The organism is Pseudomonas imperatae, assembly GCF_057128625.1.
In genome coordinates this window covers 122,275-144,956 of record NZ_JBSKHP010000015.1, presented here as the reverse complement: position 1 = coordinate 144,956, position 22,682 = coordinate 122,275, and the positions used below count along the sequence as shown (strand labels likewise).

The window sequence follows — 22,682 nt, the reverse complement described above, 5'->3', positions numbered from 1 at the left end:
GCCTACTTACTCGAACCAGTGGGCTCGGGCGGCCATGATCAACTTGCCGGCACGATCATCGTCAATGCCGTCGATGTCGAGCAGATCATCAATAGACTGCTCGGCCAGGTCTTCGCGGGTAATTACGCCGCGCACCGCCAGTTCCATCGCCAAATCCTTGTCCATACCCTCAAGCGAGAGCAGGTCTTCGGCCGGATGGGCGTCTGCCAGCTTTTCCTCTGTAGCGATGGCTTTGGTCAACAGGCGATCCTTGGCACGAGCGCGAAGCTCGTTGACGATGTCCTCGTCAAAGCCGTCGATGTTGAGCATTTCTTCCAACGGTACGTAGGCAATCTCTTCCAGGCTGGTGAAGCCTTCATCAACCAGCACCTGTGCCAGCTCTTCGTCGACTTCCAGCTCGTCGATGAAGTTGCGCAGGATGTCGCCGGTTTCTGCTTGCTGCTTAGCCTGGATGTCCGATTCGGTCATCACGTTCAGGGTCCAGCCAGTCAGCTGGCTGGCCAAACGTACGTTCTGACCACCACGACCAATGGCCTGAGCCAGATTGTCAGCGCCGACAGCGATGTCCATTGCATGGGCATCCTCGTCGACAATGATCGCCGCCACTTCAGCTGGGGACATCGCGTTGATCACGAACTGCGCAGGGTTGTCATCCCACAGGACGATATCCACACGCTCACCGCCCAATTCACCCGATACCGCCTGGACGCGCGAACCGCGCATACCGATGCAGGCACCTTGTGGGTCGATGCGTTTGTCCTTGGAGCGGACCGCAATCTTGGCGCGCGAACCCGGGTCACGGGACGCAGCCATCACTTCGATCAGGCCTTCGGCAATTTCCGGCACTTCGATGCGGAACAGTTCGATCAGCATTTCCGGCGCTGTACGCGACAGGATCAGCTGCGGACCGCGGTTCTCGGTGCGGATTTCCTTGAGCAGGGCGCGCAGGCGCACACCTACCCGGAAAGTTTCGCGAGAAATGATGTCCTCGCGGGCCAGCAGGGCTTCGGCGTTGTTGCCAAGGTCCACGATGACGTTGTCACGGGTAACCTTCTTAACAGTACCGGAGATGATCTCGCCCAGGCGCTCGCGATAGGCGTCAACCACTTGGGCGCGCTCTGCTTCACGAACTTTCTGGACGATCACCTGCTTGGCAGTCTGTGCTGCAATGCGACCGAATTCGATCGATTCGATCTTCTCTTCGATCACGTCACCGGCGACGGCGCCCGGCTTCTTGGCCTGGGCCTGGTCAACGGCCAGCTCGATCGCCGGGTCGTCCAGGTCTTCATCCTCGACCACTGCCCAGCGACGGAAAGTTTCATAGGCACCGGTGTGGCGGTTGATTTCCACACGCAGGTCCACTTCATCTTCGAAGCGCTTCTTGGTAGCGGTTGCCAGAGCAATCTCCAGCGCTTCGAATATTACGCCGGCCGGTACACCCTTTTCGTTGGATACCGACTCAACAACCAGCAGTACTTCTTTGCTCATCGTACGCCTCGCCTTTCGCAAGCCATTGGATCCGCGGGATCCGCAGTATCTGGCACGTCTCAGTCAAAACTGGGAATAATGTTGGCCTTGTCGATCATATCGATCGGCAGCAGGAACTCATGGTCATCAACCTGCACCACGACGTCCTGCTCCTCCACCCCGCGGAGAAGGCCCTGAAAGTTGCGACGCCCTTCAAAGGGAGAGCGCAGCTTGATCTTCACTTGGTCCCCGGCATACTTGGCGAACTGTTCAAGGGTGAACAGCGGGCGTTCCATGCCAGGAGAAGAGACTTCAAGGGTGTACTCGACAGCGATAGGGTCTTCAACATCAAGCACCCCGCTGACCTGACGACTGACAATGGCGCAGTCATCCACCAGCACACCGCCTTCTTTGTCGATATAAATGCGCAACATTGAGTGACGGCCTTGAGCCGAGAACTCGATACCCCAGCATTCATAGCCTAGGGCCACGACCACCGGGGCCAGCAAGGCCTGCAACTGTTCTAGCTTGCTCGACACCTGAACCCCCTCGTGCATGCTTATGCAAATAAAAAATGGGCGAAGCGCCCATCCCTGAAACGCCGTTGAATACCGGCGCTATGATCTTTTCAGCTAACAAAAAGCCCCTGTAAAAGGGGCTCCAGTAAAACTGGTTGCGGGAGCTGGATTTGAACCAACGACCTTCGGGTTATGAGCCCGACGAGCTACCAGACTGCTCCATCCCGCGACAAAGCTGGGGCAAAAGTATACGTCTGATACCCTTTTGGGTCAATCGCACACTTCCACCGACAAGAAAGCCCGCTGTTGCGGGCTCTCCTGAATAAATGGTACCGAGAAGGGGACTCGAACCCCTACACCCTATGGGCACAACCACCTCAAGGTTGCGTGTCTACCAATTCCACCACCTCGGCAATACTACGTTTGAAACCCTTTTACTTCTGCTCTTGAGCGGGAGGTACGTCAGTGGAATTCACATCAGTCTTTTGCTCTTGAAGCACCGGTACATCATCTGAGGCCGGCTTTTGCTTTGGCGCTTCAACTGCGGCCGGAGTGGGTAACCCTACTTGAGTCAGCTGGTGAGCCTTCTCTTTAGCAAAGTATCCTAACCCCAAGCTGGTTATGAAGAAACCTGCGGCAAGTATAGCAGTAAACTTACTAAGAAAGGTAGAGGAACCTTGGCTTCCGAACACAGTATTTGATGCACCTGCTCCGAAAGACGCGCCAGCGTCCGCACCTTTACCCTGCTGCAGCAAAACCAGGGCAACTACACCCAGGGCAGCCAGCAGATGAAACACGACTACGACTGTTTCCAGCATCTTCTCAGTTTCCCGCGGCGCGACAGATCGCACCGAACTCATCTGCATTCAAGGAGGCTCCACCAATGAGCCCCCCATCGATATCCGGCATGCCGAACAGCTCAGCCGCATTGGCCGCCTTCACGCTGCCGCCGTATAGAAGCCGCACACCTTGCGCGACTTCAGAATTCTCTGTTGCCAGTTGAGCACGAATGGCTGCGTGCACATCCTGCGCCTGCTCTGGCGTTGCCGTCAGACCAGTGCCGATGGCCCATACAGGCTCATAAGCGATCACTGCGTTGGCGAAGGCACCGATGCCCAGGGCATCAATGACACTGCTCAGCTGGCGCCCTACCACTTCCAGGGTCTTGCCGGCTTCGCGCTCTGCCAGGGTCTCGCCGATGCAGAGCACCGGAACCAGGCCACCTGCCTGAGCCGCCTCGAACTTGCGAACCAGCACTTCGTCCTGCTCGCCGATGATCTGGCGGCGTTCGGAGTGACCGATCAACACAAGCTTGCAACCGGCATCAGCCAACTGAGTCGACGAAACCTCGCCGGTCAGGGCGCCTTGCCCGGTTTGCGTTGCGCAGTTCTGCGCACCTACTTCAATCGATGCACCTTGCAGGCCGTCGATCACTCGTTCGACGTGCAGGGCGGGTGGAAATACCACCACATCAACACCGCCAGGCAGGGCCTCATCTACAAGGCCCTTGAGCAGCTCAGCGACGCTGGCGCGGGTACCGTGCATTTTCCAGTTACCAGCTACCATAGGGCGACGCATGCTGTACCTCGTCGGTCAAAGTGGGCGCAGATGTTACCCAACGAAGCGACTACTGGCAAGCCGTATCAAGCGCAAACTTCACTAACGACCTTCGCGAGCTCTTCGGCATAGCCGTGCACGGTCTTTTCGTCGTCGCCCTCGACCATCACCCGCACCAGCGGCTCGGTGCCGGATTTGCGCAGCAACACGCGCCCGCGACCGGCCATGGCCTGGGTCACGCGCTCGCACGCCTGCTGTACCGAAGGGTGCTCGATGGGGTTCACGTCGCCACCGGCGAAACGCACGTTGAGCAGCACCTGCGGGCACTTGCGCAGGCCATGGCGGGCGTGGGCCAGGGTTTCGTCACGACGCTTGAGCGACAACAGCACCTGCAGCGCGGCGATGATCGCGTCACCCGTGGTGGTGTGCTGGCAGCAGACGATGTGGCCGGAGTTCTCGCCACCCAGTTGCCATTCACGCTCCTTGAGCTCGGCCATCACGTAGCGGTCGCCGACGTTGGCGCGGGTGAACGGAATCGACAGCTCTTCCAGGGCCAGCTCCAGGCCCAGGTTGCTCATCAGCGTGCCGACCACGCCGCCGTGCAGCTTGCCACGCTCGTGCAGGTCGCGGGCGATGATGAACAGCAGCTCGTCGCCGTCGACGATGGCGCCCGTGTGGTCGACCATCAGCACGCGGTCGCCGTCGCCGTCGAAGGCGATGCCCAGGTCGGCGTGGCCGACCAGCACGGCGGCCTGCAGGGCCTCCATGTGGGTGGAGCCGCAGTTGTCGTTGATGTTCAGGCCATCGGGCGCTGCCGACAGCACGGTGACCTGGGCGCCCAGCTCGCGGAACACGTTGGGGGCAACCTTGTAGGTGGCACCGTGGGCACAGTCGATCACCAGCTTAAGGCCGGCGAAGTCGGTGCTGGTGGGCACGCTGCTCTTGCAGAACTCGATGTAGCGGCCGGCGGCGTCGTTGATGCGCGACACCTTGCCCAGCTTGCTCGACTCGGCGACGGTCATCGGCGCGTCCAACAGTTCCTCGATCATCAACTCGATCTCGTCGGGCAACTTGGTGCCCTGGCCCGAGAAGAACTTGATGCCGTTGTCGTCATGGGGGTTGTGCGAGGCACTGATGACGATGCCGGCTTCGGCGTGGAAGGTGCGGGTCAGGTAGGCGATGGCCGGTGTCGGCATCGGGCCCAGCAGCATCACGTCGGCGCCAGCGGCCGACAGGCCGGCTTCCAGGGCCGATTCGAACATGTAGCCGGAGATGCGCGTGTCCTTGCCGACCAGTACGCGGCAGGCGCCCATCTTGCGGAAGGCCATGCCGGCGGCCCAGCCCAGCTTGAGCATGAAGTCAGGCGTAATGGGGTATTCCCCGACACGACCGCGGATGCCGTCGGTGCCAAAATATTTTCTGCTCATGTGTGCTCCGTCATTCTTATTCAGCGGTTTCTACCGCTGTGATCATGCGTACGACGTCGGCGGTTTCCGCCACGTCGTGCACGCGAAGGATCCTTGCGCCCTTGAACATGGCCAGCGCTGCCAGCGCCAGGCTGCCGTAGAGGCGTTCAGACACCGGCCGGCCCAACGCCAGGCCCACGATGCTCTTGCGCGACACACCCACCAACAGGGGCCGCCCAAGGGCATCCAGGGCCTGCATGTGCTTGAACAGGCTGAGATTGTGCTCGTGGGTCTTGGCAAAGCCGAAGCCCGGGTCAAGGATGATGCGCTCGGCCGGGATACCCGCCGCCGCACAAGCCCGCATGCGCTCGTCGAGGAACTGGGTCACCTCGCCCACCAGGTTCTGGTAGTGAGGGTCGTCCTGCATGTTGCCGGGCTCGCCCAGCATGTGCATCAGGCACACCGGCAGGCCGGTGGCGGCCGCGGCATCCAGGGCGCCGTCACGCTGCAGCGAGCGCACGTCGTTGATCAGCCCGGCGCCTACCCGCGCCGTCTCGCGCATGACGGCAGGCGTGGAGGTGTCCACCGAGATGATCACGTCGATTTCCCGGGCGATGGCTTCCACCACCGGCGCCACGCGCTCCAGCTCTTCGAGCGGGGTGACCACGCGCGCACCGGGCCGGGTGGACTCGCCACCGACGTCGATCAGCGTGGCCCCGGCCTGCACCATGGCTTCGGCATGGCGCAGGGCCACGTCGAGCTGGTTGAACCGGCCGCCATCGGAGAAGGAATCGGGGGTGACATTGAGGATACCCATGACATGGGTACGGCTTAAATCAAGAACCCGGTTGCCGCAAGGCAACCGGGTTGGGTACTGCTGTGAAGTCATGTCAGGCCTTAGTGTTGAGCTGCAGGACCGCCGATCGGGCTCTCGGGACGGTCGTCCCGCGGCACTGGGGTGCCGGTAGAGCCTGAGCCGCCCGACCAGTCACGCGGTTCGCGCGGCGTGCGGCCAGCCATGATGTCGTCGATCTGATCGGCATCGATGGTCTCGTACTTCATCAAGGCGTCCGCCATGGCGTCCAGCTTGTCGCGGTTATCGGTGAGGATCTGCTTCGCCGTGCCGTAGCACTGGTCGATGATGCTGCGCACTTCCAGGTCGATCATCTTCGCGGTTTCACCCGAGACGCTGGAGTTGGCACCGCCGCCGCCACGACCCAGGAAGCCCTGGTCTTCGTCTTCGGCGTACAGCAGTGGGCCCAGCTTCTCGGACAGGCCCCACTTGGTGACCATGTTCCGGGCAATCTGGCTGGCACGCATGATGTCGTTGGACGCGCCGGTGGTGACACCGTCGAAGCCCAGGGTCATTTCCTCGGCGATACGGCCGCCGTACAGCGAGCAGATCTGGCTGATCAGCGCACGCTTGGACAGGCTGTAGCGGTCTTCCTCGGGAAGGAACATGGTCACGCCAAGCGCGCGGCCACGGGGAATGATCGACACTTTGTAGACCGGGTCGTGCTCGGGCACGATACGGCCGACGATGGCGTGACCGGCTTCATGGTACGCAGTGTTCTGTTTCTCTTTCTCGGACATGACCATGGTCTTGCGCTCGGCGCCCATCATGATCTTGTCTTTCGCCAGCTCGAATTCCTTCATCTCGACGATGCGCTTGCCATTGCGGGCAGCGAACAGCGAGGCCTCGTTGACCAGGTTGGCGAGGTCCGCACCGGAGAAGCCAGGGGTGCCACGGGCAATGACCGCCGGGTTGACGTCGTCACCCAGTGGCGCCTTGCGCATGTGTACCTTGAGGATCTGCTCGCGGCCGCGGATGTCCGGCAGGCCAACCACCACCTGGCGGTCGAAACGACCTGGACGCAGCAGCGCGGGGTCGAGCACGTCCGGACGGTTGGTCGCGGCAATGACGATGATGCCGTCATTCATCTCGAAGCCGTCCATCTCCACCAGCAGCTGGTTGAGGGTCTGTTCACGCTCGTCGTGACCGCCACCCATGCCGGCGCCACGATGGCGACCCACGGCGTCGATCTCGTCGATGAAGATGATGCAGGGTGCGTGCTTCTTGGCCTGCTCGAACATGTCGCGCACACGGCTGGCACCGACACCCACGAACATTTCCACGAAGTCGGAACCGGAAATGGTGAAGAACGGCACCTTGGCTTCGCCCGCGATGGCCTTGGCCAGCAGGGTCTTACCGGTACCTGGAGGGCCGACCATCAGCACGCCGCGCGGGATACGACCGCCCAGGCGCTGGAACTTGCCCGGGTCGCGCAGGAACTCGACCAGCTCGCCCACTTCTTCCTTGGCTTCGTCGCAACCGGCGACGTCGGCCAATGTGGTCTTGACCTGGTCTTCGGACAGCAGGCGCGCCTTGCTCTTGCCGAAGCTCATCGGCCCGCCCTTGCCGCCCGCACCGCCCTGCATCTGGCGCATGAAGAACATGAACACCGCGATGATCACCAGGATCGGGAAGCTCGCCACCAGCAGTTGAGTCCAGATGCTCTGCTGCTCGGGCTGCTTGCCTTCGATGGCCACGTGGTTGTCGACCAGGTCGCCGATCAGGCCGTTGTCGGCAATGTTCGGACGAATGGTCTTGAAGCTGTCGCCATCATTGCGCTTGCCGGTGATGACCACGCCGTCAACGGTAATTTTCTCGACCTTGCCATCCTTGACCTGCTGGATGAAGTCGGAATAGTTGAGGGTCTGAGGCTCATTGGGGCTGGAGAAGTTGTTCATCACCGTCACCAGCACGGCCGCAATGATCAACCACAGGATCAGATTCTTTGCCATATCGTTCAATTCGCTACCCTCTGAAGCCTGCTACCCGCAACCCGCGCAGGCGTGCTTCGCATGATAATCACCGGCTTAACTTACTACATAACCTGTTTGTCTGCAGGTGCCGTCTGTAACCCTTTGTGAAAACTAGACTACACGATGTCGATCCCGGCCACGCAGTCCATCCGATTGGAAAAAACTATGGGCTACCTCGACACCTGCCCGGCGCAGGCCTTACTCGCCCTTGTAACCACGCCCCAGCATGTACTGTTCGCGGGAACGGTCACGCGAGGAGTCCGGCTTGAGCATGATCACCTTGTCGAACTTCTTGCGGGCGTCCTTGAGGTATTGATCGAACCCTTCGCCCTGGAAAATCTTGATCACGAAATCGCCGCCAGGCTTGAGCACGCGGGTCGCCAGGTCAAGCGCCAGCTCGCACAGGAACATCGCCTTGGGCATGTCCACTTCGGGCGTACCACTCATATTGGGGGCCATATCCGAAATCACAAGGTCCACGTGCGAATTACCCACGGCCTCGAGAATCTGCGCCAGCACTTCGTCCTCGGTGAAGTCACCCTGGATGAAGGTCACGTCCGGGATGCTGTCCATTTCCAGGATGTCGGAGGCGATGAGGCGGCCCTGGCCACCAATCAGACGACTGGTCACCTGCGACCAGCCACCGGGCGCTGCGCCCAGGTCGATCACGCTCATGCCGGGGCGGATCAGGCGGTACTTTTCCTGGATTTCAAGCAGTTTGTAGCTCGCTCGCGAGCGATAACCGTCCTTTTGCGCCTTTTTGACGTAAGGATCGTTGAAATGTTCTTTCAGCCAACCAAGGCTTGTCTTGGAACGCGCCATTGGGCACCTCGATGATAAGGGTCGTGATTAATTGGGCGGATCCACGGGCCCTCGGGTAAAATGGCCGCCATTTTTGCAAAATCCAAACTAAGGGTCAGATTATGCCGCTCACTAACGAGCAGAAGAAACAGTACAAATCCATTGGCCACGATCTGAAACCAGTTCTGATTGTGGCAGGCAATGGCCTGACTGAAGGAGTTCTGGAAGAACTCGAACGCGCACTCGTCGACCACGAATTGATCAAGGTCGAGATTCGCTCCGAAGATCGTGAAGCCCGTGCCGCGACCATTGCCGAGCTGTGCAAGGCTGGCCGCGCCGAGCTGGTGCAGACCATCGGCAAGAAAGCGCTGATCTATCGCCGCAACCCACAGCCGAACAAGCAGCTGTCGAACATCCATCGCTACAAGTGATGTTCGCGACGGTCAGTGGCGCGCCTGGCGCGCCCTGGCCGGCACCGGTTGCAACACCAGCGCCAGGCCGCAGAGGCCCAGCGCCAGGTAACAGAATATCTGCCACCGCAGCGGGTCGAGCGCCCCGACTGTCACCACGCCGTACAACGCGGCGGCCATCAGGGCCATGGACAGCAACTGTCCACGCGAGTCACGCCACAGGGCCGCAAAGCCCAGGCCACTGATCAGCACCAGCGCCTGCAATACCACACAGAACGCACAGAAACCCACCAGCAGCGCGGTCATTTGCGCCCCCACGTCCTGAATGAGCACCGGCGCCAACCCGATGTGGGTCAGCGCCGGCATCACGCCCAGTTGCAGGAACCACAGGCCGCCCACCCAGAGTACCTGGGCAAGCTGCCAGACGATCGCGCCCGCCATGAACGGGCGACGTTTTTCAAATGTGGCTGACTTCGACAATCTCGTACTCGATAACGCCGCCAGGCGTCTTGACCACCACCACGTCGCCTTCCTGCTTGGCAATCAGGGCGCGCGCGATCGGCGAACCGACCGAAATCTTGCCCAGCTTGATGTCGGCTTCGTCTTCACCGACGATCTGGTACTTGACCCGATCGTCGGTCTCGACGTTGGCGATCTCGACGGTAGTGCCGAAGATCACCTTGCCGGTAGGCTCGATGGTGGTGACGTCGATGACCACGGCGTTCTGCAGGCGGCCTTCGATGTCACGGATGCGCGCCTCGACCATGCCCTGCTGTTCGCGGGCAGCGTGGTACTCGGCGTTTTCCTTGAGGTCACCCAGTTCACGGGCAGTGCCGATGTCCTGGCTGAGCTTGGGGCGCACGACCTTGGTCAGGTGGGCATGCTCTTCCTCCAGGGCGCGAGCGCCCTGGACGGTCATGGGGTATTTATTCATGCATTCAATCCTGCGTGAAGATCCTGCAAGCGACGCACGGTCTTTTCCGGACCGAACTTCAACGCTTCGCAGATCGCTTCGCCAGCAGCAATGGTCGTGGTGCAGTAGATCTTGTGCTGCAGCGCGTTGCGACGGATGGAGTAGGAGTCAGCGATCGACTGACGGCCTTCGGTGGTGTTGATGATCAGGGTGACTTCGTCGTTCTTGATCATGTCGACCACGTGCGGGCGACCTTCGGTCACTTTGTTCACACGGCGTACTTTCAGGCCGGCTTCTTCGATGACGCGCGCGGTGCCAGCGGTGGCAACCACTTCGAAGCCCAGGGCGATCAGGTCGCGGGCAACGCCGGCCACCAGTGGCTTGTCGTCGTCACGCACGCTGATGAACGCGGTGCCGCCGGTAGGCAGCACTTCGCTGGCGCCCATCTGGGCCTTGGCGAAGGCTTCGCCGAAGGTGTCGCCGACACCCATGACTTCACCGGTGGACTTCATCTCTGGGCCCAGGATCGGGTCTACGCCAGGGAATTTGGCGAACGGGAAGACCGCCTCTTTCACGCTGTAGAAGTTAGGAATGATTTCCTTGGTGAAGCCCAGCTCTTTCAGGGTTTTGCCAGCCATCACGCGGGCAGCGATCATGGCCAGCGAAGTGCCGATGCACTTGGACACGAACGGTACGGTACGCGAGGCGCGCGGGTTGACTTCGATCACGTAGATCTTGTCGCCCTGCAGGGCCAGCTGCACGTTCATCAAGCCGACCACGCCCAGTTCCAGGGCCATCTTCTTGACCTGCTCGCGCACTTCGTCCTGCACGTGGGCAGGCAGCGAGTACGGTGGCAGCGAGCACGCGGAGTCACCGGAGTGAACGCCGGCCTGCTCGATGTGCTGCATGATCGCGCCGATCACCACGTCGGTGCCGTCGCAGACCGCGTCCACGTCCATTTCGATGGCGCAGTTGAGGAAGTGGTCCAGCAGCACCGGGCTGTCGTTGGACACTTGCACCGCTTCACGCAGGTAGCGTTTCAGCTCGTCCAGTTCGTAGACGATTTCCATCGCACGGCCGCCCAGTACGTAGGACGGGCGCACCACCAGCGGGTAGCCGATGGCGCCGGCAGCGCGGATGGCTTCTTCTTCGCTGCGCACGGTGGCGTTTGGCGGCTGCAGCAGGTTCAGGCGCTGGACCATCTGCTGGAAGCGCTCGCGGTCTTCGGCGCGGTCGATGGCGTCAGGGCTGGTACCGATGATCGGCACGCCGGCTTCTTCCAGGGCACGGGCCAGTTTCAGCGGGGTCTGGCCGCCGTACTGGACGATCACGCCTTTCGGCTTCTCGACGCGTACCACTTCCAGCACGTCTTCCAGGGTCAGCGGCTCGAAGTACAGGCGGTCGGAGGTGTCGTAGTCGGTGGACACGGTTTCCGGGTTGCAGTTGACCATGATGGTTTCGTAACCATCGGCACGCAGCGCCAGGGCCGCGTGTACGCAGCAGTAGTCGAACTCGATGCCTTGGCCGATACGGTTCGGGCCACCGCCCAGGATCATGATCTTGTCGCGGGTCGACGGGTTGGCCTCGCACTCTTCCTCGTACGTGGAGTACAGGTAGGCGGTGTCGGTGGCGAACTCGGCGGCGCAGGTGTCAACGCGCTTGTAGACCGGGAAGATCTCCAGCTTGTGGCGGTGACGACGCAGGTTCTTGTCGGTAACACCCAGCAGCTTGGCCAGGCGCTGGTCCGAGAAGCCCTTGCGCTTGAGTTTCAGCATCAGGGCCTTGTCGATGTCGGCCAGGCCCAGGGTCTTGACGCGCTCTTCGTCCTTGATCAGGTCTTCGATCTGCACCAGGAACCAGTGGTCGATAGCGGTCAGGGCGAAGATTTCGTCGCAGGTCATGCCCGAACGGAAGGCGTCGGCCACGTACCAGATGCGCTCGGCGCCCGGCACGGTCAGTTCGCGCTTCAGGATGCTGTGGAACTCGGGGTTGCTTGGCTCGACTTTCGGGTCCAGGCCGCAAACACCCACTTCCAGGCCGCGCAGGGCTTTCTGCAGGGATTCCTGGAAGGTACGGCCGATGGCCATGACTTCACCCACGGATTTCATCTGGGTGGTCAGGCGGGCGTCGGCTTTCGGGAACTTCTCGAAGGCGAAGCGTGGCAGCTTGGTGACGACGTAGTCGATGGACGGCTCGAAGGACGCCGGGGTCTTGCCGCCGGTGATGTCGTTCTGCAGTTCGTCCAGGGTGTAGCCAACAGCCAGCTTGGCCGCGACCTTGGCGATCGGGAAGCCGGTGGCTTTCGAAGCCAGTGCCGAGGAACGCGATACGCGCGGGTTCATCTCGATCACGACCATGCGGCCAGTGTTCGGGCAGATACCGAACTGCACGTTCGAACCGCCGGTTTCCACGCCGATCTCGCGCAGCACCGCCAGGGAGGCGTTACGCAGGATCTGGTATTCCTTGTCGGTCAGGGTCTGTGCAGGGGCAACGGTGATCGAGTCACCGGTGTGCACGCCCATCGGGTCGAAGTTCTCGATGGAGCAGACGATGATGCAGTTGTCCTTTTTGTCGCGGACCACTTCCATCTCGTACTCTTTCCAACCGATCAGCGATTCGTCGATCAGCAGTTCCTTGGTCGGCGACAGGTCCAGGCCACGGGCGCAGATTTCTTCGAATTCTTCACGGTTGTAGGCGATGCCGCCACCGGTGCCGCCCATGGTGAACGATGGACGGATGATGCACGGGAAGCCCAGGGTCTCGAGGACCGCGTTGGCTTCTTCCATGGAGTGGGCGATGCCGGAACGCGGGCACGCCAGGCCGATGGACTTCATGGCCTTGTCGAAACGCGAACGGTCTTCAGCCTTGTCGATGGTGTCGGCGTTGGCACCGATCATTTCCACGCCGAACTTTTCCAGCACGCCTTCGCGTTCCAGGTCCAGGGCGCAGTTCAGGGCGGTCTGGCCACCCATGGTCGGCAGCACGGCGTCCGGACGCTCTTTCTCGATGATCTTGGCAACGGTCTGCCACTTGATCGGCTCGATGTAGGTGGCGTCGGCCATGTCCGGGTCGGTCATGATGGTGGCCGGGTTGGAGTTCACCAGGATGACGCGGTAGCCCTCTTCGCGCAGGGCCTTGCAGGCCTGGGCGCCGGAGTAGTCGAATTCACAGGCCTGGCCGATCACGATGGGGCCGGCGCCGAGAATCAGGATGCTTTTTAAGTCTGTACGTTTTGGCATGGTTGTCACTCAAATCCGCAGGTCAGTCGGCAGGCCCTCAGGCGAGCCGCCTTGAACATTCTTTGGCGGCGCCGGGCAGGCTGTCTCCGCTTGAAGCGGGGCCTGCACGGCGCGCGTTACGCTTCCAACAGCTTCACTCAGCGGCGCTTGGCCATGGCGTCGATGAAGCGGTCGAACAGCGGGGCCACGTCGTTCGGGCCTGGGCTGGCTTCAGGGTGGCCCTGGAAGCTGAACGCGCTCTTGTCGGTGCGCTCGATGCCCTGCAGGGTACCGTCGAACAGCGACTTGTGGATCGCCCGCACGTTGCTTGGCAGGGTCGCCTCGTCAACGGCAAAACCGTGGTTCTGGCTGGTGATCATCACAACGCCGGTGTCCAGGTCCTGGACCGGGTGGTTGGCACCGTGGTGGCCGTGGCCCATCTTCACGGTCTGGGCGCCGGAGGCCAGGGCCAGCAGCTGGTGGCCCAGGCAGATGCCGAAGACCGGGATCTCGGTTTCCAGCACGTCCTTGATGGCCTGGATAGCGTAGTCGCATGGCGCGGGGTCGCCCGGGCCGTTGGACAGGAACACGCCGTCAGGGTTGAGGGCCAGCACGTCGGCGGCAGGGGTTTGCGCCGGCACCACGGTCAGGCGGCAACCGCGCTCTACCAGCATGCGCAGGATGTTCAGCTTGACGCCGTAGTCGTAGGCAACCACGTGGTACGGCAGTTCGCTGTCGGCGATTTCCGGGTGGCTGTCGGTGGCCAGGTTCCAGACGCTGGAGCGCCACTGGTAGGCTTGCTTGGTGGTCACTTCCTTGGCCAGGTCCATGCCCTTCAGGCCTGGGAAGGCGCGAGCGGCGGCGATGGCGGCTTCTTCGGAAATGTTGTCACCGGCCATGATGCAGCCGTTCTGGGCGCCTTTCTCACGCAGGATGCGGGTCAGGCGACGGGTGTCGATACCGGCGATGGCAACAACGTTGTTGGCCTTCAGGTATTCGTCCAGGGGCTGGGTGTTGCGCCAGTTGCTGGCAACCAGTGGCAGGTCACGGATGACCAGGCCGGCGGACCAGACGCGGTTCGACTCGGCGTCTTCGGCGGTGGTGCCGGTGTTGCCGATGTGCGGGTAAGTCAGGGTAACGATTTGCTGGGCATAGGAAGGATCGGTAAGGATTTCCTGATAGCCGGTCATTGCGGTGTTGAACACCACCTCACCGACAGTCTGGCCGTCGGCGCCAATGGCTTCACCGCGAAAAATGCTGCCATCAGCAAGGGCAAGTATGGCTGGCTTAGTCAAGAAGACCTCCCGTAAATAAAACCTGAAAGGGCGATCGCAGGTTGTAAAAAAGCGGAATGACGTATAGACACGTCACCCCGCTTCTTCATCGAATTATCTGCGCGCTTTTAGTGGACACACTAAAGCTGTAGCTTACAGAAAAATGATTTTTTTATCTACCGCCAATGAGCCTGAAAGGCAGAGGAATGCGACAAGGAATCGCGTGGCGGGGGTAAAACGGGGTCTGGAGCCGCAATTGTACGTGGGAGCAGGCCTGCCAGCGAGCTTTTTCGCCCCCGGCAACCCCGTCGACCGCACCACGGTGCGGCGACGGGACGCAGCCCTTGTGGGAGCTGGCTTGCCAGCGAGCTGTTGATACCCCCAAAAACTCGCTGGCAAGCCAGCTCCCACAATCGATCAATGCAGGTCGAGCACGTCCTGCATGTCGTACAGCCCGGCAGCCTTGCCATCCAGCCACAGGGCAGCGCGCACGGCGCCCTTGGCGAAGGTCATGCGGCTGGAGGCCTTGTGGGTGATCTCCAGGCGCTCGCCTTCGGCGGCGAACAGCACGGTGTGGTCGCCCACCACGTCGCCGCCACGCACGGTGGCGAAACCGATGGTGTCGCGCTCACGCACGCCGGTGTGGCCTTCACGGCCATAGACCGCCACCTTGGACAGGTCGCGCCCCAGGGCCTTGGCCACCACTTCACCCATGCTCACGGCCGTGCCCGAAGGCGCGTCGACCTTGTTGCGGTGGTGAGCCTCGATGATCTCGATGTCGGCCTCTTCGCCCATCACCCGCGCCGCCAGGTCCAGCAGCTTGAACGACAGGTTCACGCCGACGCTGAAGTTGGAAGCGAAGACGATCGGGATGTCCTTGCCCGCCTCCACCAGCAACTGCTTCTGCTCGGCATTCAGGCCGGTGGTGCCGATGACCATGGCCTTGCCTGCCTTGCGGCAGAAGGCCAGGTTCTTCAGCATCACGTCCGGCAGGGTGAAGTCGATGAGCACATCGAATTCATCCGCTACCTGCTCCAGGTTGCCGGTCAACTGCACGCCGATACGACCCAGCGAGGCCAGCTCGCCGGCGTCGGCGCCAATCATCGTGCTGCCCGGGCGAACGATCGCCGCGGTCAGGCCGGTCAGCGGCGCGCGCTGCTGCACGGCCTCGACCAGGTTCTTGCCCATGCGCCCGGCAGCGCCCATCACCGCAATACGTCTCATGCCAGATTCCTTACAGATCGCCGAAGAAGCGCTTCACGCCTTCAAACCAGCCGCTGGCCTTGGGCGAATGCGAGCTGTCGCCTTCCAGGGTGGAGCGGAACTCTTCCAGCAGCTCGCGCTGACGGCGGCTGAGGTTGACCGGGGTTTCCACCGCCACGCGGCACATCAGGTCGCCAGCACCGCCGCCACGCACAGGGGCCACGCCCTTGCCACGCAGGCGGAACTGCTTGCCGGTCTGGGTGCCTTCGGGGATCTTCAGCTTCACGCGGCCGTCCAGGGTCGGCACTTCCAGCTCACCACCCAGGGCAGCCTCGGTGTAGCTGATCGGTACTTCGCAGTACAGGTGCTTGCCGTCGCGCTGGAAAATGTCGTGCTCGCGCACGTTGATCACCACGTACAGGTCGCCGGTCGGGCCGCCCTGGGTGCCGGCCTCGCCTTCGCCCGACAGGCGGATGCGGTCACCGGTGTCGACGCCAGCCGGCACTTTCACCGACAGGGTCTTGTACTCTTCCACGCGGCCTTCGCCACGGCAGGATTCGCACGGGTCGGAAATGATCTTGCCCTGGCCATGGCAGCGCGGGCAGGTCTGCTGCACCGAGAAGAAGCCCTGCTGCATGCGCACCTGGCCGATACCGCCACAGGTTGGGCAGGTGACCGGCGCGGAGCCTTTCTTGGCGCCCGAGCCGTCGCACGGCTTGCAGTTGACCAGGGTCGGCACGCGAATGCTGACCGTGGTGCCGCGCACCGCTTCTTCCAGGTTCAGTTCCAGGGTGTAGCGCAGGTCGCTGCCGCGCTGGGCGCCGCCGCGAGAGCCGCCACGGCCGCCGCCACCGAAGAAGTCGCTGAATACGTCGCCGAAGATGTCGGAGAAGTTGGCACCGCCGCCGCCAAAGCCGCCACCGCCACCCATGCTTGGGTCGACACCGGCGTGGCCGTACTGGTCGTAGGCTGCGCGCTTGCTGGAGTCGGACAGCACTTCGTAGGCCTCGTTGGCCTCCTTGAACATGTCTTCCGACGCTTTGTCGCCCGGGTTACGGTCCGGGTGGTGCTTCATCGCCAGGCGGCGATAGGCCTTTTTCAGATCGGCTTCGCTGGAGCCGCGCTCGACCCCTAGAACCTCGTAATAGTCACGCTTTGACATAGTTCTATTGTCTCTTCAGGACGTCGGAGCGCACGAGGGCCTCCGACCGTGCCGACAGCATCCGAGTCAGTCGCATGCTGTAAAAATTCGTCTATTCCAGACACGCCAACGCGGGAGCAAGCCCCCGCGCGGCGACATCCTACCAGCGACTGCCAAAGGGCAGTCAACTGGCCGACAACAAGCAGTAATTACTTGTGGTCTTTGACTTCTTCGAACTCGGCGTCGACGACGTCGTCGTGCTTGCCGGCTTCTTCAGCAGGCTGGGCTGCCGCGCCTGCAGGCTGTTCGGCCTGCTCGGCGTACATCTTCTGGGCAACCGGCGCGCTGACTTTCGACAGCTCTTCGACCTTGGCGTCGATGGCAGCCTTGTCGTCGCCTTTGACAGCGGCTTCCAGGGCAACCACGGCCGCTTCGATAGCGGTTTTCTCTTCGGCGGTGACCTTGTCGCCCGCGTCGGTGACCATCTTGCGAGTCGAGTGCACCAGCGCGTCACCCTGGTTGCGGGCAGCGGCCAGTTCTTCGAACTTGCGGTCTTCTTCCGAGTTCGCTTCGGCGTCGCGGATCATCTGTTGAATTTCTTCGTCAGACAGGCCCGAGTTGGCCTTGATCACGATCGACTGGGTCTTGCCGGTAGCCTTGTCTTTAGCGCCTACGTGCAGGATACCGTTGGCGTCGATGTCGAAGGTCACCTCGATCTGTGGCACACCGCGTGGGGCTGGCGGGATCTCGGACAGGTCGAACTTGCCCAGCGACTTGTTCTGCGCGGCTTGCTTGCGCTCGCCCTGCAGCACGTGGATGGTCACGGCGCTCTGGTTGTCGTCGGCAGTCGAGAACACTTGCGATTTCTTGGTAGGAATCGTGGTGTTTTTCTCGATCAGCGCGGTCATCACGCCACCCATGGTTTCGATACCCAGGGTCAGCGGGCTGACGTCCAGCAGCAGTACGTCTTTCACGTCACCGGCCAGTACGGCGCCCTGGATGGCAGCACCCATGGCAACGGCTTCGTCAGGGTTTACGTCCTTGCGAGCTTCTTTACCGAAGAAGTCGGTAACGGCTTTCTGTACCAGCGGCATACGGGTCTGGCCGCCGACCAGGATCACGTCGTTGATCGAGCCAACGTCGATACCGGCGTCTTTCAGGGCAATGCGGCAAGGCTCGATGGTGCGCTGAACCAGGTCTTCAACCAGCGATTCCAGCTTGGCACGCGAGATTTTCACGTTCAGGTGCTTAGGACCGGTGGCGTCTGCAGTGATGTACGGCAGGTTGACGTCGGTCGACTGGCTGGAGGACAGCTCGATCTTGGCTTTTTCAGCGGCTTCTTTCAGACGCTGCATGGCCAGGGGGTCACCCTTCAGGTTCATGCCGGTTTCTTTCTTGAACTCGTCGACGAGGTAGTCGATCAGGCGGATGTCGAAGTCTTCGCCACCCAGGAAAGTGTCGCCGTTGGTAGCCAGTACTTCGAACTGGTGCTCGCCGTCGACTTCAGCGATCTCGATGACCGACACGTCGAAGGTACCGCCACCCAGGTCGTAGACGATCACGGTGTGGTCGCCCTTGGCCTTGTCCATGCCGTAGGCCAGTGCGGCTGCGGTTGGTTCGTTGATGATGCGTTTTACGTCAAGACCTGCGATGCGACCGGCATCCTTGGTGGCCTGGCGCTGGCTGTCGTTGAAGTAGGCAGGCACGGTGATGACCGCTTCAGTCACTGCCTCGCCGAGGTAATCTTCGGCGGTTTTCTTCATTTTCTTCAGGATTTCGGCGGAAATCTGTGGCGGAGCCATTTTCTGGCCGTTCACTTCCACCCAGGCGTCGCTGTTGTCAGCCTTGACGATCTTGTAAGGGACCATCTGGATGTCTTTCTGCACGACTTCTTCGTCGAAACGACGGCCGATCAGACGCTTTACCGCGTACAGGGTGTTGTGCGGGTTGGTGACGGCCTGGCGCTTGGCCGACTGGCCAACCAGGATTTCGCCGTCGTTGGCGTAGGCGATGATCGATGGGGTGGTACGAGCGCCTTCAGCGTTCTCGATAACCTTGGCCTTGCCGTTTTCCAGAATGGAGACGCAGGAGTTGGTGGTCCCCAGGTCGATGCCGATAATCTTGCCCATGTTAACTCTCCCGAAACTTTGGATTTGGATGCCGCAGCAGTAGTGGCTGTCTGCGGTAGCACTTAAACGCTTGACATCAAAATGGGGGCCCTTGGAGGAATTTCAAGGCCACCCATTAACAGAAGTTTCACGCCTGCTCGTCGATCGACGGCGACACCGGCGCCGGGGCCTTGCTGACCACGACCATGGCCGGGCGCAGCAGGCGACCGTTGAGCTGGTAGCCCTTCTGGAACACTTTCAGCACGCTGTTGGGCTCGACGTCAGCGCTTTCCTGCATGGCCATGGCCTGGTGGTGCTCGGCGTTGAACGGCTGGCCGTGCGGGTCGATGGCTTCCAGGTTGTAGCGCTTGAGGGTGTCCTCGAACATCTTCAGCGTCAGCTGCATGCCTTCGCGCATCGGGCGCAGGGCTTCGTCATCGGCGCTGCTCAGTTCAACGCCACGTTCCAGGCTGTCCATGATCGGCAGCAGGTCGGAGGCAAATTTTTCCAGGGCGAACTTGTGCGCCTTTTCCACGTCCTGGTCGGCACGGCGACGCACGTTCTGCAGGTCGGCAGCCACGCGCAGCGACTGGTCCTGGGCGGCAGCCAGCTGCTCCTCGAGGGTTTTCACCCGCGCGGCGAGGTCTTCTGCGCCAGCTTCGCCAGCCTGGTTTGCTTCGAGGTTCTGTTCGTCCAGAGTCTGTTCGTCAGCCATAAGGGTTCTCCTTTCAATTTCGTCTGCGAGCTCGACTCGCGCTTCTGCCCGCTATATGGGGTCGCAATTCTCAGCTTCAAGGGCCTTTGTGTTGCCGCGTGCACATTGGCAAATCACCGCTGGCGATTAAAAAAACCGCCAGGCAAGCCAATGGTGCTAAGCGCAGGCATTGTCAGGGCAAATAAAAACACTGTATAAATAACCAGACCTTTTTACCCAGGGAGCCGCCCCATGCTGGTGCACCTATCCGTACACAACTACGCCATCGTCGAACACCTGGACCTTGAGCTCGCACGCGGCATGAGCGTGATCACCGGCGAGACCGGCGCGGGCAAGTCCATCATGCTCGACGCGCTGGGGCTCACCCTAGGTGACCGCGCCGACAGCGGCGTAGTTCGACCGGGTGCCGACAAGGCCGACATCCTCGCCACCTTCGACCTGGGCGACATTCCCGAGGCGCGCACCTGGCTGGCCGAGCGCGACCTGGACAACAACAGCCCGTGCATCCTGCGCCGGGTCATCACCGCCGAAGGCCGTTCGCGCGGCTATATCAACGGCACGCCCTGCCCGCTCGGCGACCTGAAGGCGCTGGGCGAGCTGCTGATCGATATCCACAGCCAGCACGAGCACCAGTCCCTGCTGAAAACCGACACCCACCGGCGCCTGCTGGACGAGTACGCCGGCGCCACCGACCTGGCCCGCCAGGTGCAGCTGGCCGCACAGAAATGGCGCCAGACCCGCCAGGAGCTCGACCGCCTGTCGAACTCCGGCGACGAACAGCGTGCCCGCCACCAGCTGCTCAGCTACCAGCTGGAAGAGCTGGAGAACCTCAACCTGGGCGACAACGAACTGGAGCTGCTGGAGCAGGAACACAAGAACCTGACCAACGCCGAGGCGCTGTTCGGCATCTGCCGCCAGGTGATCGACCATTGCAGCGAGAACGACTCGGGCAACGTGCTCAGCGCCCTCACCGCCAGCCTCAACCGCCTGACCGCGGTGCATAACGCCCCGCGCGCCCTGGGCGAGGCGGCCAGCATGCTGTCCAGCGCGCAGATCCAGGTAGAAGAAGCCGTGGGGGAGCTGAACCGCTTCCTCGACCACTTCGACGCCGACCCGGCGCGCCTGCAGCAACTGGAAGAGCGCCTGGACACCATCTATACCCTGGCGCGCAAGCACCGCATCCACCCCACCGAAGTGGCGGCGCTGCAACAGAAGCTGCTGGACGAAATCGAGACGCTGAACGCCAACGACGAGGCCATCGAGCGCCTGGCCGACGAGGTGAAAGCCTACGCCCGTCATTACCAGGAGCACGCCCGCGAACTCAGCGGCCTGCGCGCGCAGGCCGCCACCCAGCTGGCGGCCGCAGTGGAAGTGGAAATCCAGCGCCTGGGCATGCCGGGCGGGCGATTCACCATCGAACTGCGCCCCCATGCCGGCGACGAACTGCTGCCCCATGGCCTGGAGCAGGTGGAACTGCTGGTCAGCGCCAACCCCGGCCAGCCGCTCAAGTCTTTGGCCAAGGTGGCCTCGGGCGGCGAGCTGTCGCGCATCAGCCTGGCCATCCAGGTAATCACCGCACAAACCTCGCGGGTGCCGACCCTGGTGTTCGACGAAGTGGACGTGGGCATCGGCGGCCCTACCGCCGAGATCGTCGGCCAACTGCTGCGCCGCCTGGGCGAGCGCGGCCAGGTGCTGACCGTCACCCACCTGCCGCAGGTTGCGGCGCAAGGCCATCACCACCTGTTCGTGCACAAGCAGCGCGGCAGCGACGAAACGCGCACGGCGGTGGCCAACCTTAATAAAGGAGAACGTGTGGAAGAGGTGGCGCGGATGCTGGGCGGCATCGACCTGACCAAGGAATCCCTGGCCCACGCGAAAAAGATGGTAGTCACCGCCCGCTGCGGCTGATGACGATAATCTCTCTGAAAACCTCTGTGGGAGCTGGCTTGCCAGCGAGCTGTTGAGGCCCCAAAAACTCGCTGGCAAGCCAGCTCCCACAACGATCTCTGCCCAGAAAGCACAAAGGCGGCCCTAAGGCCGCCTTCGTTCGTCACGCAGGTCGATTACTTCTTCTTGCGTACGTGCAGTACCAGGTTATGGTCAACCAACTCATAACCATGACGCGCGGCGATGGCGTGTTGCAGTTTCTCGATTTCCTCGTCGACAAACTCGATGACCTCACCGGTATCCGCGTCAACCATGTGGTCGTGGTGGCCATTGTCAGCCAGCTCGAACACGGCATGGCCGCCATCGAAGTTATGGCGCACCACCAGGGAAGCAGCTTCGAATTGGGTCAGTACACGGTAAACCGTGGCCAGGCCCACATCTTCGCCTGCTTCCATCAGTGCCTTGTAGACATCCTCGGCACTCATGTGGCGTTGCTCTGCAGCGTCAAGCATTTGCAGGATCTTGACTCGAGGCAGGGTCACCTTGAGGCCGGCTTTTCGTAACTCGCTATTTTCAACCATGGTCAGCTTTCTCGCCGATGCTGCTTCGCAGCTTCTCTTAATGCGGGTATGATCGGGGTTTACGTTGTCCCAGCCAAGATAGTGGAAGTCGCCCACCGATGCAAAACACCAAGCACTTGCTATTCAGCCTCACCTTCGTGGGACTGCTCGCACTCGCCGGTTGTTCATTCCCCGGGGTTTACAAAATCGACATCCAGCAGGGCAATGTCGTCACGCAGGACATGATAGACCAGTTACGCCCGGGAATGACCCGCCGGCAAGTACGGTTTATCATGGGCAACCCTCTGCTTGTCGATACGTTTCACGCCAATCGCTGGGATTACCTCTACAGTATCCAACCAGGTGGCGGCGAACGCCAGCAGGAACGGATGAGCGTTTTCTTCAACGAGAACGATCAACTGGCCAGCCTGTCGGGCGACTTCATGCCTGGCGTCAGCAAGGACCAGACCATCCTCGGCACTCCAGCCGCAGCGCCTGCTGAACCGGCCGAAAACGCGCCGCAGCCGGCCAAGGAAGCACCGGCCAAGCCGGGCTCCACCCTGGACCAGATCCAGCGCAGCGTCGACGACGTGAAAGTGGTGCCAGTGCCTACGCCAGCACCGATCGAAGCCAACCCGCAGTAAGCGGTTGGTACAAAAAAGCCCCGGCCAGTGCCGG

At 61.7% G+C, this 22,682-nt stretch carries 20 protein-coding genes and 2 tRNA genes; 3 read left to right on the top strand and 19 right to left on the bottom strand.

All coding sequences use genetic code 11. The features are described from left to right. Positions 1 to 6: 6 nt before the first annotated feature. The 10 genes from nusA to rlmE form a co-directional block, all read right to left on the bottom strand. Complete coding sequence (nusA, locus tag ACWKWX_RS19820; protein WP_027981880.1) at positions 7 to 1,488, bottom strand: transcription termination factor NusA; 1,482 nt, start codon at positions 1,486 to 1,488, stop codon at positions 7 to 9. Positions 1,489 to 1,547: 59 nt separating this feature from the next. Next, complete coding sequence (gene rimP, locus ACWKWX_RS19815; protein ID WP_027981879.1) at positions 1,548 to 2,006, bottom strand: ribosome maturation factor RimP; 459 nt, start codon at positions 2,004 to 2,006, stop codon at positions 1,548 to 1,550. A 131-nt stretch (positions 2,007 to 2,137) separates the two neighbouring features. Beyond that, positions 2,138 to 2,214, bottom strand: a tRNA-Met gene (locus tag ACWKWX_RS19810). 98 nt (positions 2,215 to 2,312) lie between these two features. Beyond that, positions 2,313 to 2,398: transfer RNA gene (locus tag ACWKWX_RS19805), tRNA-Leu, on the bottom strand. Between the two features lie 21 nt (positions 2,399 to 2,419). Beyond that, the gene (gene secG / locus ACWKWX_RS19800) at positions 2,420 to 2,803 is read right to left on the bottom strand and encodes a preprotein translocase subunit SecG (RefSeq protein WP_416422405.1); all 384 of its coding nucleotides are present in this window, start codon (positions 2,801 to 2,803) and stop codon (positions 2,420 to 2,422) included. Positions 2,804 to 2,807: 4 nt separating this feature from the next. Further along, the gene (tpiA, locus tag ACWKWX_RS19795) at positions 2,808 to 3,563 is read right to left on the bottom strand and encodes a triose-phosphate isomerase (RefSeq protein WP_416422404.1); all 756 of its coding nucleotides are present in this window, start codon (positions 3,561 to 3,563) and stop codon (positions 2,808 to 2,810) included. 65 nt (positions 3,564 to 3,628) lie between these two features. Next, on the bottom strand, positions 3,629 to 4,969 hold the full coding sequence (glmM, locus tag ACWKWX_RS19790; protein WP_473005337.1) for a phosphoglucosamine mutase: 1,341 nt from the start codon (positions 4,967 to 4,969) through the stop codon (positions 3,629 to 3,631). Positions 4,970 to 4,985: 16 nt separating this feature from the next. After that, a complete protein-coding gene (gene folP, locus ACWKWX_RS19785; protein ID WP_483828655.1) occupies positions 4,986 to 5,837 on the bottom strand; it encodes a dihydropteroate synthase in 852 nt (283 codons plus the stop codon). A gap of 8 nt (positions 5,838 to 5,845) precedes the next feature. Continuing rightward, on the bottom strand, positions 5,846 to 7,753 hold the full coding sequence (gene ftsH / locus ACWKWX_RS19780; RefSeq protein ID WP_416422401.1) for an ATP-dependent zinc metalloprotease FtsH: 1,908 nt from the start codon (positions 7,751 to 7,753) through the stop codon (positions 5,846 to 5,848). A 219-nt stretch (positions 7,754 to 7,972) separates the two neighbouring features. Beyond that, entirely contained in the window at positions 7,973 to 8,596 is a 624-nt protein-coding gene (gene rlmE, locus ACWKWX_RS19775) for a 23S rRNA (uridine(2552)-2'-O)-methyltransferase RlmE (RefSeq protein WP_416422400.1), read from the bottom strand. 101 nt (positions 8,597 to 8,697) lie between these two features. Here rlmE and ACWKWX_RS19770 point away from each other — a divergent pair, with 101 nt between their 5' ends. Next, positions 8,698 to 9,006 (top strand): YhbY family RNA-binding protein, encoded by a 309-nt coding sequence (locus ACWKWX_RS19770; protein WP_416422399.1) that lies wholly within the window; start codon positions 8,698 to 8,700, stop codon positions 9,004 to 9,006. A gap of 12 nt (positions 9,007 to 9,018) precedes the next feature. Here ACWKWX_RS19770 and ACWKWX_RS19765 read toward each other — a convergent pair whose 3' ends face one another. The 8 genes from ACWKWX_RS19765 to grpE all read right to left on the bottom strand — a co-directional run bounded on the left by ACWKWX_RS19765 (position 9,019) and on the right by grpE (position 19,557). Then, positions 9,019 to 9,426 carry an MFS transporter gene (locus ACWKWX_RS19765; RefSeq protein WP_483828654.1) on the bottom strand — a complete coding sequence of 136 codons (408 nt, stop codon included), beginning with the start codon at positions 9,424 to 9,426 and terminating at the stop codon, positions 9,019 to 9,021. Between the two features lie 16 nt (positions 9,427 to 9,442). Further along, positions 9,443 to 9,919 carry a transcription elongation factor GreA gene (gene greA / locus ACWKWX_RS19760; protein WP_473005335.1) on the bottom strand — a complete coding sequence of 159 codons (477 nt, stop codon included), beginning with the start codon at positions 9,917 to 9,919 and terminating at the stop codon, positions 9,443 to 9,445. Then, positions 9,916 to 13,137, bottom strand: coding sequence for a carbamoyl-phosphate synthase large subunit (carB, locus tag ACWKWX_RS19755; RefSeq protein ID WP_027981870.1), 3,222 nt, complete (start codon positions 13,135 to 13,137; stop codon positions 9,916 to 9,918). Before carB ends, greA begins: the two co-directional genes overlap by 4 nt. A 137-nt stretch (positions 13,138 to 13,274) precedes the next feature. Then, positions 13,275 to 14,411 carry a glutamine-hydrolyzing carbamoyl-phosphate synthase small subunit gene (gene carA / locus ACWKWX_RS19750; RefSeq protein WP_476298471.1) on the bottom strand — a complete coding sequence of 379 codons (1,137 nt, stop codon included), beginning with the start codon at positions 14,409 to 14,411 and terminating at the stop codon, positions 13,275 to 13,277. Positions 14,412 to 14,807: 396 nt separating this feature from the next. Then, positions 14,808 to 15,614: a 4-hydroxy-tetrahydrodipicolinate reductase gene (gene dapB, locus ACWKWX_RS19745; protein WP_416422394.1), complete on the bottom strand. Its 807-nt coding sequence runs from the start codon at positions 15,612 to 15,614 to the stop codon at positions 14,808 to 14,810. A gap of 10 nt (positions 15,615 to 15,624) precedes the next feature. Then, entirely contained in the window at positions 15,625 to 16,755 is a 1,131-nt protein-coding gene (dnaJ, locus tag ACWKWX_RS19740; RefSeq protein ID WP_416422393.1) for a molecular chaperone DnaJ, read from the bottom strand. A 188-nt stretch (positions 16,756 to 16,943) separates the two neighbouring features. Beyond that, entirely contained in the window at positions 16,944 to 18,863 is a 1,920-nt protein-coding gene (gene dnaK, locus ACWKWX_RS19735) for a molecular chaperone DnaK (protein WP_416422392.1), read from the bottom strand. 127 nt (positions 18,864 to 18,990) lie between these two features. Next, positions 18,991 to 19,557 (bottom strand): nucleotide exchange factor GrpE, encoded by a 567-nt coding sequence (gene grpE, locus ACWKWX_RS19730; RefSeq protein ID WP_416422391.1) that lies wholly within the window; start codon positions 19,555 to 19,557, stop codon positions 18,991 to 18,993. Between the two features lie 231 nt (positions 19,558 to 19,788). On the opposite strand from grpE, the gene recN reads away from it, so the two are divergent. Next, positions 19,789 to 21,465, top strand: coding sequence for a DNA repair protein RecN (recN, locus tag ACWKWX_RS19725; RefSeq protein ID WP_483828653.1), 1,677 nt, complete (start codon positions 19,789 to 19,791; stop codon positions 21,463 to 21,465). Positions 21,466 to 21,620: 155 nt separating this feature from the next. On the opposite strand, the gene fur is transcribed toward recN, so the two are convergent. Further along, positions 21,621 to 22,025 (bottom strand): ferric iron uptake transcriptional regulator, encoded by a 405-nt coding sequence (gene fur, locus ACWKWX_RS19720; RefSeq protein WP_473006810.1) that lies wholly within the window; start codon positions 22,023 to 22,025, stop codon positions 21,621 to 21,623. A 98-nt stretch (positions 22,026 to 22,123) separates the two neighbouring features. On the opposite strand from fur, the gene ACWKWX_RS19715 reads away from it, so the two are divergent. Then, entirely contained in the window at positions 22,124 to 22,648 is a 525-nt protein-coding gene (locus ACWKWX_RS19715) for an outer membrane protein assembly factor BamE (RefSeq protein ID WP_416422388.1), read from the top strand. Positions 22,649 to 22,682: the final 34 nt, after the last annotated feature.

Bases quoted from the DNA above. Each gene is read 5' to 3' on its own strand.
- fur (WP_473006810.1), bottom strand. From the start codon at position 22,025: ATGGTTGAAAATAGCGAGTTACGAAAAGCCGGCCTCAAGGTGACCCTG.
- dnaJ (WP_416422393.1), bottom strand. From the start codon at position 16,755: ATGTCAAAGCGTGACTATTACGAGGTTCTAGGGGTCGAGCGCGGCTCC.
- ACWKWX_RS19715 (WP_416422388.1), top strand. From the start codon at position 22,124: ATGCAAAACACCAAGCACTTGCTATTCAGCCTCACCTTCGTGGGACTG.
- dapB (WP_416422394.1), bottom strand. From the start codon at position 15,614: ATGAGACGTATTGCGGTGATGGGCGCTGCCGGGCGCATGGGCAAGAAC.
- dnaK (WP_416422392.1), bottom strand. From the start codon at position 18,863: ATGGGCAAGATTATCGGCATCGACCTGGGGACCACCAACTCCTGCGTC.
- nusA (WP_027981880.1), bottom strand. From the start codon at position 1,488: ATGAGCAAAGAAGTACTGCTGGTTGTTGAGTCGGTATCCAACGAAAAG.
- tpiA (WP_416422404.1), bottom strand. From the start codon at position 3,563: ATGCGTCGCCCTATGGTAGCTGGTAACTGGAAAATGCACGGTACCCGC.
- glmM (WP_473005337.1), bottom strand. From the start codon at position 4,969: ATGAGCAGAAAATATTTTGGCACCGACGGCATCCGCGGTCGTGTCGGG.
- grpE (WP_416422391.1), bottom strand. From the start codon at position 19,557: ATGGCTGACGAACAGACTCTGGACGAACAGAACCTCGAAGCAAACCAG.
- ACWKWX_RS19765 (WP_483828654.1), bottom strand. From the start codon at position 9,426: ATGGCGGGCGCGATCGTCTGGCAGCTTGCCCAGGTACTCTGGGTGGGC.
- rlmE (WP_416422400.1), bottom strand. From the start codon at position 8,596: ATGGCGCGTTCCAAGACAAGCCTTGGTTGGCTGAAAGAACATTTCAAC.
- carB (WP_027981870.1), bottom strand. From the start codon at position 13,137: ATGCCAAAACGTACAGACTTAAAAAGCATCCTGATTCTCGGCGCCGGC.
- recN (WP_483828653.1), top strand. From the start codon at position 19,789: ATGCTGGTGCACCTATCCGTACACAACTACGCCATCGTCGAACACCTG.
- secG (WP_416422405.1), bottom strand. From the start codon at position 2,803: ATGCTGGAAACAGTCGTAGTCGTGTTTCATCTGCTGGCTGCCCTGGGT.
- ACWKWX_RS19770 (WP_416422399.1), top strand. From the start codon at position 8,698: ATGCCGCTCACTAACGAGCAGAAGAAACAGTACAAATCCATTGGCCAC.
- ftsH (WP_416422401.1), bottom strand. From the start codon at position 7,753: ATGGCAAAGAATCTGATCCTGTGGTTGATCATTGCGGCCGTGCTGGTG.
- greA (WP_473005335.1), bottom strand. From the start codon at position 9,919: ATGAATAAATACCCCATGACCGTCCAGGGCGCTCGCGCCCTGGAGGAA.
- folP (WP_483828655.1), bottom strand. From the start codon at position 5,837: ATGACTTCACAGCAGTACCCAACCCGGTTGCCTTGCGGCAACCGGGTT.